Source organism: Klebsiella sp. Ech2A, assembly GCF_030078455.1.
Classification (GTDB): Bacteria; Pseudomonadota; Gammaproteobacteria; order Enterobacterales; family Enterobacteriaceae; genus Klebsiella; species Klebsiella terrigena.
The window spans coordinates 1-10,539 of the sequence record NZ_JAQGFU010000155.1; the positions used below are offsets into that span (position 1 = coordinate 1).

A 10,539-nucleotide genomic window follows, 5' to 3' on the forward strand; every position below is an offset into this window, starting at 1 on the left:
CCAGCAGTGCGAAGGCGCGGTAGAGCTGTCGTCCGTCGTGGTGGCATCCGGCAGCGCCGGCACCCATGCCGGTCTGGCTGTGGGTCTGGAACAGCTGATGCCGGGGGCCGAACTGATTGGCGTCACCGTGTCGCGCAAGGTGGCGGACCAGCTGCCGAAAGTTGTGGCCCTGCAGCAGGCGGTAGCGAACAGCCTCGAGCTGCAGGCAAAAGCCGAGATTACGCTGTGGGACGACTATTTCGCGCCAGGCTACGGCACGCCGAATGACGAAGGCATGGAAGCGGTAAAACTGTTGGCGCAGCTTGAGGGTATCCTGCTGGATCCGGTCTATACCGGGAAGGCGATGGCCGGGCTGATTGACGGTATTCAGCAGAAACGCTTTAAGGATGAAGGGCCGATCTTATTTATACACACCGGCGGAGCGCCGGCGCTGTTTGCCTACCACCCTCATATCTAAAGCAGAACAAACAGAATGCAAGAGAGTATCCAACTGGTTTTTGATTCCGCACCTTTTCTCCTCAAGGGGGCGGTATTTACGCTGCAGCTGAGCATTGGCGGCATGTTCTTTGGCCTGGTGCTGGGCTTTATCCTTGCGCTGATGCGGATGTCGCCCCTTTGGCCGGTAAAGTGGCTGGCGCGGGTCTATATTTCTATTTTCCGCGGTACGCCGCTTATCGCCCAGCTGTTTATGATTTACTACGGCCTGCCGCAGTTTGGTATTGAGCTGGATCCCATTCCGGCGGCGATGATTGGTCTGTCGCTGAACACCGCGGCGTATGCCGCCGAAACGCTGCGCGCGGCGATTGCCTCTATTGATAAAGGGCAGTGGGAAGCGGCGGCAAGTATCGGCATGACGCCGTGGCAGACTCTGCGTCGGGCGGTGCTGCCGCAGGCCGCGCGCGTCGCGCTGCCGCCGCTCTCGAACAGCTTTATCAGCCTGGTGAAAGATACGTCGCTGGCGGCGACTATCCAGGTACCGGAACTGTTCCGCCAGGCGCAGCTTATTACCTCCCGTACGCTGGAAGTTTTCACCATGTATCTGGCCGCATCGCTGATTTACTGGGTGATGGCGACGGTGCTGTCGACGCTGCAAAACTATTTTGAAAATCAGCTGAATCGCCAGGAGCGTGATCCAAAATGAGTGCCATTGAAGTCAAAAACCTGGTGAAAAAGTTCCACGGACAGACGGTACTGCACGGTATTGACCTGGAGGTGGCGGAGGGCGAAGTGGTGGCGATTATCGGCCCCAGCGGCTCCGGCAAAACGACCCTTCTGCGCAGCATCAACCTGCTGGAACAGCCGGAGAGCGGCACCATTCGGGTGGGCGACGTCACTATCGATACCGCGCGCAGCCTCAGCCAGCAGAAGGGGCTGATTCGCCGCCTGCGCCAGCACGTCGGCTTCGTCTTCCAGAACTTCAACCTGTTCCCGCACCGTACGGTGGTGGAGAACATTATCGAAGGGCCGGTTATCGTCAAGGGTGAAGATAAAAACGAATCGATCGTCCGGGCGCGCGAGCTGCTGGCGAAGGTTGGGCTAAACGGGAAAGAGAATAGCTACCCGCGCCGTCTTTCCGGCGGCCAGCAGCAGCGCGTGGCGATTGCCCGCGCGCTGGCGATGCGTCCGGACGTCATTTTGTTTGATGAACCTACGTCGGCTCTCGACCCTGAGCTGGTGGGCGAAGTGCTGAATACCATTCGCCAGCTGGCGCAGGAGAAGCGCACCATGGTTATCGTAACCCATGAAATGAGCTTTGCCCGCGACGTGGCCGACCGGGCTATCTTTATGGATCAGGGACGCATCGTCGAGCAGGGCGAGGCTAAGGCGCTGTTTGCCAATCCGCAGCAGCCGCGCACGCGCCAGTTTCTCGAAAAATTCCTGATGCAGTAACGGCTACCGGACTGCGGTCGCGGGATCCGGTGAAAAGGGCGGGGCGGCCGGGCTACCGGCGTGCCCGCCAGCCGCAGAGAACAGCGCAGGCGTTTGACCAGCCCGAACGCCGAGCGCCCGGGCCGCGAAGTGGAAACCTTTCTGGACGATAGCGCTAAACGATAGCGTCGTGTGAGAGAGCAGAACTATTAAACGCTGCTTATCGATTGGTATTTTTATATTCAGCCGCCCCGGGCGTTTTCCCGAAACAATCCCTTTTCCCGCCGTCGGTGGAGGCCAGCCTGGCGGAACGATACGTCATATCCGATCGCAGAGGGTAAGACAGCGGCGCTTGAGAGAAGGCAATATCGGCAGCAGGATTGGCGCTAAACTCCCCCCACAGCTGAGAATATATCGTCGGCAGAGATAAATGATGCGACATTCTCTTCTCCCGTCATCGCTGAATAGCACCGGTAACGATCTAATATGTGCGCTGTATACGATATTTTATACATATAAATAAGATTTATGTGTTAGTTTTTGTATTTGTAATAATGATAATTACTCAGGAGTTATTTGGTCGGTTATGAGGGACAATGATTTTTTCAGCTGGCGGCGGGAAATGCTGCAACAATTTCAGGCAATTTCGGCGGGAGAGGGGGTTTATAATCTCCTGCAGCAGCAGGCGGAAGAGCTGGAATATGACTATTTTGCTCTCTGCGTGCGCCATCCCGTGCCCTTTACGCGCCCTAAGGTGACGCTGCAGACGACCTATCCGCAGGCGTGGATGGCGCACTATCAAGCCGAGAACTATTTCGCCATCGATCCGGTGCTGCGACCGGAAAATTTTCTTCGCGGTCACCTGCCGTGGAACGACGGGCTATTCCGGGATGCGCCGCAGCTCTGGGACGGCGCGCGCGATCACGGGCTGGTGAAGGGGATTACTCAGTGCCTCACCTTACCCAACCACGCGCAGGGCTTCCTCTCTGTCTCAGGGCAGAATCGTAGCGTCGGGCCCTATCCGGCAGACGAATTAGAAATGCGTTTGAGAGTGCTGATTGAGCTCAGCCTGTTGACGCTGTTACGCCTGCAGGACGCGATGGTGATGCCGCCGGAAATGAAGTTCAGCCGGCGTGAGCTGGAGATTTTGAAATGGACTGCGGAAGGGAAAACCTCGGCCGAGGTCGCGATAATTCTGTCTATCTCAGAAAATACCGTCAATTTTCATCAAAAAAATATGCAACGAAAATTCAACGCACCCAATAAAACGCAAATAGCCTGCTATGCGGTTGCCACCGGCTTAATTTGAGCTAGCCCATTGTTCTGCGTGCCAGACGTGAAACCGGCTGTCAGTTATACTTTCAGCCGGTTTATTGTTACTGACGGTAAGCCTGTTTAATTTGCTTAACGGTGCTGGAGAATACGGCAGCCTGGGCCTCATCTTCCATCTGCGTGATTTGCCTTTCCATCTTAATAATCACCCGACCCGCATCGGCCTGGCCCATGGCCTGGAGCATCAGCGTCAGCAGCGTTTTCAGGCAGGTCACTTCCTGCGCCAGTTCTTGATTATTTTCTGCAGTGGAAAAATCTGGTGTGCTCATCGATATCCTCGTTTGCTATCGGCGCTTTTGCGCAATACTAAATCTTAAAGCGGCGCAGTATACCACAAGCGGCAGAAAAAAAAGGAGCGCGTAATTTACGTTCTCTGATCGGAGCTGTGAAGGGTTTAATTGCCTGAATAAAGCCCGCTGCGGCGCCCGCAAATTGTTAATTTTTGGTGTGATTTTTAGAGTTAATTATTGTTACATATTTTCTTTCGTATTTTATCAACTACGTATTGTGTTATGTTTATTACGTTTTCTGTATGACGAATGTTAAAAATACCACCTTATACAACTCTCTGTTATGTATGGGTTTCCACCAAGTGTGCAAACAACTTGCCATAAAGGACAGATAAATCCTCTGAAGAACACTTTTGGCTTTTAAAATTCCGCCAAAACCCGGTAATATGGGTTCGATAAACTATCCGTTGTGTTATCCCTAATTCTGGAGATTATTCCTTTGATCAACGTCCTTCTTGTTGATGACCACGAACTGGTGCGCGCAGGGATACGACGCATTCTGGAAGATATAAAAGGGATTAACGTCGTGGGCGAATGTTGCTGCGGCGAGGATGCCGTTAAATGGTGTCGGGCGAATCCCGTTGACGTTGTCCTGATGGACATGAATATGCCCGGGATCGGCGGTCTTGAGGCAACGCGTAAAATTGCGCGCGCCATTGTCGATACCAAAGTCATTATGCTCACCGTTCATACCGAAAACCCGCTGCCGGCGAAGGTGATGCAGGCAGGCGCTGCGGGCTACCTGAGCAAAGGCGCCGCGCCGCAGGAAGTGGTCAATGCGATTCGCTGCGTGGCATCAGGTCAGCGCTATATCGCTTCGGATATTGCCCAGCAGATGGCGCTCAGCCAGATCGAGCCGGAAAAAACGGAATCGCCGTTTGCCAGTTTGTCTGAACGAGAATTGCAGATTATGCTGATGATCACTAAAGGTCAGAAGGTCAATGAGATCTCAGAGCAGCTGAATCTGAGTCCCAAGACGGTGAACAGCTATCGCTATCGGATGTTCAGTAAATTAAACATCCACGGTGACGTTGAGCTGACCCACCTGGCAATCCGCCATGGCCTGTGTAATGCGGAGTCGTTAGCAAGTCTGTGAGTGATGTTTTTGATGCCAAAGCTTTCCTGAAGACAGTAACCAGCCAGCCGGGCGTCTATCGGATGTATGATGCTGGCGGTACCGTTATCTACGTTGGTAAAGCAAAAGATCTGAAAAAGCGGCTAAGCAGCTATTTTCGCAGCAATCTGGCTTCGCGTAAAACCGAAGCCCTGGTCGCGCTGATAGCGCAAATAGACGTGACGGTAACCCATACCGAAACGGAAGCCCTGCTGCTTGAACATAACTATATCAAGCTGTACCAGCCGCGCTACAACGTGCTGCTGCGTGATGACAAATCCTACCCCTTTATTTTTCTCAGCGCCGATACCCATCCGCGGCTGGCGACCCATCGCGGCGCTAAGCACGCCAAAGGCGAATATTTCGGTCCTTTCCCGAACGGCTATGCGGTTCGCGAAACCTTAGCGCTGCTGCAAAAAATCTTTCCCGTTCGCCAGTGTGAAAATAGCGTCTATCGCAACCGCTCGCGTCCGTGCCTGCAGTATCAGATTGGCCGCTGTCTGGGCCCCTGCGTAGCGGGGCTGGTTAGCGAGGAGGAGTATGCCCAGCAGGTTGAATACGTGCGGCTGTTCCTTGCCGGCAAAGACGATCAGGTCCTGACGCAGCTTATTGCCCGCATGGAGAAGGCCAGCCAGGCGCTGGAGTTTGAAGAGGCGGCGCGCATTCGCGATCAGATCCAGGCCGTGCGTCGGGTGACGGAGAAGCAGTTTGTCTCAAATAATGGCGACGATCTGGACGTTATCGGCGTCGCCTTTGATTCGGGTATGGCCTGCGTTCACGTGCTGTTTATTCGCCAGGGGAAAGTGCTGGGTAGCCGCAGCTATTTCCCTAAGGTCCCCGGCGGCACCGAGCTAGGGGAAGTGGTGGAGACCTTTGTCGGCCAGTTCTATCTGCAGGGGAGCCAGATGCGTACCCTGCCGGGGGAGATTCTGCTCGACTTTAATCTTGGCGATAAAACCCTGCTCGCCGACTCGCTCTCAGAGCTGGCGGGGCGGCGCGTGAATGTGCAGACGAAACCCCGCGGCGATCGCGCGCGCTATCTTAAGCTGGCGCGCACCAATGCCGCGACGGCGCTGACGACCAAACTGTCTCAGCAGTCCACCATCCATCAGCGCCTGCAGGCGCTGGCGACGCTGCTCAAGCTGCCGGCGGTGAAGCGCATGGAGTGCTTTGATATCAGCCACACGATGGGCGAACAGACCGTCGCTTCGTGCGTGGTGTTTGACAGCAACGGGCCGCTGCGCGCCGAGTATCGCCGCTACAATATTACCGGGATCACGCCGGGGGATGACTATGCGGCGATGAATCAGGTTCTGCGTCGGCGCTACGGTAAAGCTATCGAAGAGAACAAGATCCCTGACGTTATCCTGATAGATGGCGGTAAAGGGCAGCTTGGGCAGGCGAAAAGCGTGTTTGCCGAGCTGGACGTGGCCTGGGATAAACATCATCCTCTATTATTAGGGGTAGCAAAAGGTAGCGATCGTAAGGCGGGCCTGGAAACGCTATTCTTTGAGCCCGAGGGCGAAGGTTTTAGCCTGCCGCCGGACTCTCCCGCGCTGCACGTCATTCAGCATATCCGCGATGAGTCGCACGATCATGCCATTGCCGGGCATCGTAAAAAGCGGGCAAAAGTGAAAAGTACCAGCACGCTGGAGACTATCGAAGGAGTAGGGCCAAAGCGTCGGCAGATGCTGCTGAAGTATATGGGCGGTCTGCAGGGGCTACAGAAAGCCAGCGTCGAAGAGATAGCCAAAGTACCGGGTATATCTCACGGTCTGGCAGAAAAGATCTTCTACTCGTTGAAACATTAGGGGCTCTGTAGCAACATAGGGCTAATTTTTACTTCTAACAGATAGTTACCCGTCACTATGCAATTTAATATCCCTACATTGCTTACTCTGTTTCGCGTCATCCTGATACCGTTTTTTGTGCTGGCGTTTTACCTTCCCGTGGTATGGGCACCCTTTGCCTGTGCGCTGATCTTCTTTGTCGCCGCGGTAACCGACTGGTTTGATGGTTATCTGGCGCGCCGCTGGAATCAGAGCACCCGTTTTGGCGCGTTTCTCGACCCGGTAGCGGATAAGGTTATGGTGGCAATTGCGATGGTGCTGGTTGCCGAGCATTACCACACCTGGTGGGTCACTCTGCCGGCGGCGACGATGATCGCCCGTGAAATCATTATCTCTGCCCTGCGCGAATGGATGGCCGAGCTGGGTAAACGCAGCAGCGTAGCGGTTTCCTGGATCGGTAAGGTCAAAACGACGGCGCAGATGACGGCGCTGGTGTGGATGCTGTGGCGTCCAAATGAGTGGGTTGAAGGGGCTGGGATCGCGCTGTTCCTCGTGGCGGCGGTGCTGACTCTGTGGTCGATGCTGCAATATTTGAACGCGGCGCGCGGCGATTTGCTTGATCAGTGATCGTTTCGGCGTAATTTTCAGCAAACGACGCAAGGTTTTAAAAAATATCGTTGACTCATTGCGCCAGGTAAGTAGAATGCAACGCATCGAACGGCAGCATGGCTTGCCAGACGATAACAAAATCAAGTGATTAGCAAATTAGCTTGATAATGCGGGAATAGCTCAGTTGGTAGAGCACGACCTTGCCAAGGTCGGGGTCGCGAGTTCGAGTCTCGTTTCCCGCTCCAGTTTAAAAACATCGGCAGTTGCGGGTGTTGCAGCATTAAAGGCGCGTTAGCAAAGCGGTTATGTAGCGGATTGCAAATCCGTCTAGTCCGGTTCGACTCCGGAACGCGCCTCCAATTTACATCCCGAGCCCGGATGGTGGAATCGGTAGACACAAGGGATTTAAAATCCCTCGGCCATAGGCTGTACGAGTTCAAGTCTCGTTCCGGGTACCATTGGGATAAAACGAATAAAATCAATGATAAGCAGTGTCGTGAAACCACCTACGGGTGGTTTTTTTGTGCCTGCAGCTCGCCATTCATAATATCACCTCATCATATTATCCTGCCCTTCAGCCGGTCCCCTCATTGCGCGAGGCTTCGCCCGGCAACCCTGTTACTATCCGTAAGGTCGCACCCACTAAAAAAGCACAAGGAATTCTGATGCCCGCTTCAGGCCAGACTAAGAGCCGCAAAATATTTATTGGTGATATTCATGGCCAGTATGGCAAGCTTTCCGCCCTGCTGGCCCATCTGCGATCCCGGGAAGATCTGGATCGCAGCCTGCTGATTTTTGTCGGCGATCTTATTGATAATCAGCCGGGGAGCCTCATCGACCATACGTCGGTGCTGGAGCAGGTGAGGAGAGAAGTTGCCGAGGGGCGCGCCATTTGCCTGATGGGCAATCACGAATTTAACGCCGTTGGCTGGCTGATGCGCCATCCTCAGATGGCTCAGCCCCTGCGTCCGCATACGGCGAATAACCGCCGTCAGCATCAGGCCTTCCTCAACGACGTCACGGAAGACAGCGCTCAGCACCTGCTGTGGGTCGAGTGGTTTAAAACCCTGCCGCTGTTCGTTGATTTTGGCGATATCCGTGCGGTGCACGCGTGCTGGGACGAGAGCGCTATTGCCCGGCTTCGCGCGTGGCTCGACGAAGAGAACCGGCTGAAGCCGGAGAGCTGGGTACACGCCTTCGATAAACAGCACGTCCTGTTCCGCCTGCTGGAGACGATACTCAAGGGGCCAGAGCTGGCGCTGCCTGCAGGCTACAGCTTCGAGGATAAAACTGGGATCGAGCGGCGCCATATTCGCATCCGCTGGTGGCTTAACGAGGCAACAACCTACCGGCAGATTGCCCAGGTTCAGCCCGAGATGGTTAGCAGCATCCCGGATATGGCGCTGGAAAAAAGCGCTTACGTTTTGCCCGAGGTTCCGGTTGTCGTTGGGCACTATACCCTATCTGGCGAACCGGCGGCGCTGAGCGAGCGGGTAGTGTGCGTTGATTATAATGCGGCAAAAGCGAACTATCCGCTGCGAGCGTGGATTTATGACGCCGGCCAGACGGAGGTGACAAACGGGCGCTTCGTCAGCGTCAGCGTTTGAGGCTGATATTCCGCTTAAGGGCAGAGCTACAGCGATGACGTCCGGCGGTCAAGCCCTCAGTTTTCTGCGGCACATTTCGGGAAAACTGCGGTAAAATAGCGCTCCGGCGCGCGCCTGCGGCCGGATAAACCGCCTTTGGGACAATATGCCGTCACGGCAATAATAATTATTTTTAATGAGGGATCTTATGGCCACGTTGCTTGAAAGCTACGGTAACTGTTTTCGCAAATATGCCACCTTTCGCGGCCGCTCGGCGCGCAAAGAGTACGCCGTATTTACCGTCGCTAACTTTGTACTGTCAGCGGTACTGGGGCTGATCCCGGTTATCGGCGGGCTGTTTAGCCTGATTATCATTATTCCCGGTATCGCGGTGGCGGTACGACGCCTGCACGATCTGAACAAATCCGGCTGGTGGCTGCTGGCGCCTTTCCTGATCCTGATTATCGGCCTGATTGGCGTTGCCGGCACCGTAGAAGAAGGTGGGGCGGCAGCATGGGTATGGCTGATGGTCGCTGGCGGAATCATGTCGCTGGTGATGTCCATCTGGCTGCTGTTTGCCCGGGGCACCGACGGGGCTAACCGCTTTGGCGACGCTCAGCAGGATAACGGCGACAGCGCACCTCCCGGCGCGCAGAGCGCCCCGGTTTCTTCCGCCGAAGATGTCAGAGAGCGTCTGGCCCAGGCAACAAAGATGCGCGATGACGGTACGATCAGCGAAAGTGAATATGAAACCATGCGCTCGAGCATTATTAAGGATATTTAACCCGCGCAGAATGCCCGCGCCGGGTGGTTTTCTCCCGGCATTTCCGCTACTGTATGCGCCATTTTTCTAAGACGACGAGCCTGTTTATGAAAACCGGACCCCTGAACGAAAGCGAACTTGAATGGCTGGACGATATCCTGTCGAAATACGCCACCGACGGCGCCATCCTTGATGTCTCCGAGCTTGATGGCCTGCTGACGGCGATCCTCTCCGGGCCAGCCGAGATTGAACCCGCCCAGTGGCTGCTGGCTATCTGGGGCGGTGCCGACAACGTACCGCGCTGGGCCAACGATCGCGAGCGTGACCGCTTCGTTAACCTCACCCTGCAGCATATGAGCGATGTTGCCGAGCGCCTGGACGACTATCCGGAGCAGTTCGAGCCGCTGTTCGGCACGCGGGAAGAGGAAGGCCAGGAGCTGACTATCGTTGGCGAGTGGTGCTTTGGCTATATGCGCGGCGTCGGCCTGGGCAGCTGGACCGCTTTACCGGCGGAGCTGCAGGCTGAGCTCGATATCATCGCTTTGCACGGGACGGAAGCGCAGTTCCCGGCGGTTGAAGCGCTCTCCGTCGATGATTTTCTCGCCAGCGTAGAGCGTATTAAACCCGCGGCGCTGGCGCTTTATCAATACTGGACGGAGCATGCGCAGCCGGCAGAGGTGCCGCAGCCGATCAGAAATGATGCCAAAGTTGGACGTAACGACCCCTGCCCGTGCGGCAGCGGCAAGAAATATAAGCAGTGCTGCTTAGCGAAATAAAATAAGGGGCCGACAGGCCCCTTACTCTTTTATCCGACGGCAGGCAAAACGCCGGCCGCGATACAAAACTGAATCAACACGATAGCGATACCGCACAGCAGGACCAGCCACAGCGCCGGCGTTCCGCCGATAACCCGCCACGTCGCGTGCGGATGCTGCTGACGACTCTTCATGACCAGCAGCGCAGGCAGCATCAGCGCCAGCACGGCGAGGGCAACGCCCGCGTAGCCCAGCGCCATTACGAAGCCGCGAGGGTAGAACAGCGAGAAGGCCAGCGGCGGTACAAAGGTGATGACGCCGCTTTGCATGCGCCCGCCCGGCGTATTTTTACGCTGAAACAGGTCGGCCAGATAATCAAATAACCCCAACGCGACGCCGAGGAACGACGTGGCCAGCGCCAGATCGGCAAA

At 55.6% G+C, this 10,539-nt stretch carries 12 protein-coding genes and 3 tRNA genes; 13 read left to right on the plus strand and 2 right to left on the minus strand.

Annotated elements, in window-relative coordinates; translation table 11 throughout:
* The 4 genes from PFH44_RS20695 to sdiA all read left to right on the plus strand — a co-directional run.
* Positions 1-457 (plus strand): pyridoxal-phosphate dependent enzyme (locus PFH44_RS20695; protein WP_283826006.1); only part of this gene is annotated, 457 nt, incomplete at its 5' end.
* 15 nt (positions 458-472) lie between these two features.
* Positions 473-1,141 (plus strand): cystine ABC transporter permease, encoded by a 669-nt coding sequence (tcyL, locus tag PFH44_RS20700; RefSeq protein ID WP_045859290.1) that lies wholly within the window; start codon positions 473-475, stop codon positions 1,139-1,141.
* Positions 1,138-1,890 (plus strand): L-cystine ABC transporter ATP-binding protein TcyN, encoded by a 753-nt coding sequence (gene tcyN / locus PFH44_RS20705; protein ID WP_283826007.1) that lies wholly within the window; start codon positions 1,138-1,140, stop codon positions 1,888-1,890. The genes tcyL and tcyN overlap by 4 nt, the downstream gene beginning before the upstream one ends.
* Positions 1,891-2,455: 565 nt before the next feature.
* Positions 2,456-3,178 (plus strand): transcriptional regulator SdiA, encoded by a 723-nt coding sequence (gene sdiA / locus PFH44_RS20710; RefSeq protein ID WP_283826008.1) that lies wholly within the window; start codon positions 2,456-2,458, stop codon positions 3,176-3,178.
* 67 nt (positions 3,179-3,245) lie between these two features.
* On the opposite strand, the gene PFH44_RS20715 is transcribed toward sdiA, so the two are convergent.
* The gene (locus PFH44_RS20715) at positions 3,246-3,470 is read right to left on the minus strand and encodes a DUF2594 family protein (RefSeq protein WP_041146272.1); all 225 of its coding nucleotides are present in this window, start codon (positions 3,468-3,470) and stop codon (positions 3,246-3,248) included.
* A gap of 460 nt (positions 3,471-3,930) precedes the next feature.
* On the opposite strand from PFH44_RS20715, the gene uvrY reads away from it, so the two are divergent.
* From uvrY to PFH44_RS20760, 9 genes are all read left to right on the plus strand, one after another.
* Positions 3,931-4,587 carry a UvrY/SirA/GacA family response regulator transcription factor gene (gene uvrY / locus PFH44_RS20720; RefSeq protein WP_041146271.1) on the plus strand — a complete coding sequence of 219 codons (657 nt, stop codon included), beginning with the start codon at positions 3,931-3,933 and terminating at the stop codon, positions 4,585-4,587.
* Positions 4,584-6,416, plus strand: a complete 1,833-nt coding sequence (gene uvrC, locus PFH44_RS20725) for an excinuclease ABC subunit UvrC (protein WP_045859284.1) — start codon at positions 4,584-4,586, stop codon at positions 6,414-6,416. Before uvrY ends, uvrC begins: the two co-directional genes overlap by 4 nt.
* A 57-nt stretch (positions 6,417-6,473) precedes the next feature.
* The gene (pgsA, locus tag PFH44_RS20730; RefSeq protein WP_045859282.1) at positions 6,474-7,022 is read left to right on the plus strand and encodes a CDP-diacylglycerol--glycerol-3-phosphate 3-phosphatidyltransferase; all 549 of its coding nucleotides are present in this window, start codon (positions 6,474-6,476) and stop codon (positions 7,020-7,022) included.
* A gap of 151 nt (positions 7,023-7,173) precedes the next feature.
* Positions 7,174-7,249, plus strand: a tRNA-Gly gene (locus tag PFH44_RS20735).
* A 40-nt stretch (positions 7,250-7,289) separates the two neighbouring features.
* Positions 7,290-7,363, plus strand: a tRNA-Cys gene (locus tag PFH44_RS20740).
* A gap of 13 nt (positions 7,364-7,376) precedes the next feature.
* A tRNA-Leu gene (locus PFH44_RS20745) sits at positions 7,377-7,462 on the plus strand.
* 207 nt (positions 7,463-7,669) lie between these two features.
* Complete coding sequence (locus PFH44_RS20750) at positions 7,670-8,611, plus strand: metallophosphoesterase (RefSeq protein WP_283826009.1); 942 nt, start codon at positions 7,670-7,672, stop codon at positions 8,609-8,611.
* Between the two features lie 187 nt (positions 8,612-8,798).
* On the plus strand, positions 8,799-9,374 hold the full coding sequence (locus PFH44_RS20755; RefSeq protein ID WP_241723343.1) for a DUF805 domain-containing protein: 576 nt from the start codon (positions 8,799-8,801) through the stop codon (positions 9,372-9,374).
* Positions 9,375-9,460: 86 nt separating this feature from the next.
* Complete coding sequence (locus PFH44_RS20760) at positions 9,461-10,129, plus strand: YecA/YgfB family protein (RefSeq protein ID WP_045859644.1); 669 nt, start codon at positions 9,461-9,463, stop codon at positions 10,127-10,129.
* A 29-nt stretch (positions 10,130-10,158) separates the two neighbouring features.
* Here PFH44_RS20760 and PFH44_RS20765 read toward each other — a convergent pair.
* Positions 10,159-10,539, minus strand: a 381-nt coding sequence (locus PFH44_RS20765) for an aromatic amino acid transport family protein (RefSeq protein ID WP_283826010.1), incomplete at its 5' end; no start/stop codon positions are given.

Bases quoted from the DNA above. Each gene is read 5' to 3' on its own strand.
- pgsA (WP_045859282.1), top strand. From the start codon at position 6,474: ATGCAATTTAATATCCCTACATTGCTTACTCTGTTTCGCGTCATCCTG.
- PFH44_RS20760 (WP_045859644.1), top strand. From the start codon at position 9,461: ATGAAAACCGGACCCCTGAACGAAAGCGAACTTGAATGGCTGGACGAT.
- sdiA (WP_283826008.1), top strand. From the start codon at position 2,456: ATGAGGGACAATGATTTTTTCAGCTGGCGGCGGGAAATGCTGCAACAA.
- PFH44_RS20750 (WP_283826009.1), top strand. From the start codon at position 7,670: ATGCCCGCTTCAGGCCAGACTAAGAGCCGCAAAATATTTATTGGTGAT.
- PFH44_RS20715 (WP_041146272.1), bottom strand. From the start codon at position 3,470: ATGAGCACACCAGATTTTTCCACTGCAGAAAATAATCAAGAACTGGCG.
- tcyN (WP_283826007.1), top strand. From the start codon at position 1,138: ATGAGTGCCATTGAAGTCAAAAACCTGGTGAAAAAGTTCCACGGACAG.
- tcyL (WP_045859290.1), top strand. From the start codon at position 473: ATGCAAGAGAGTATCCAACTGGTTTTTGATTCCGCACCTTTTCTCCTC.
- PFH44_RS20755 (WP_241723343.1), top strand. From the start codon at position 8,799: ATGGCCACGTTGCTTGAAAGCTACGGTAACTGTTTTCGCAAATATGCC.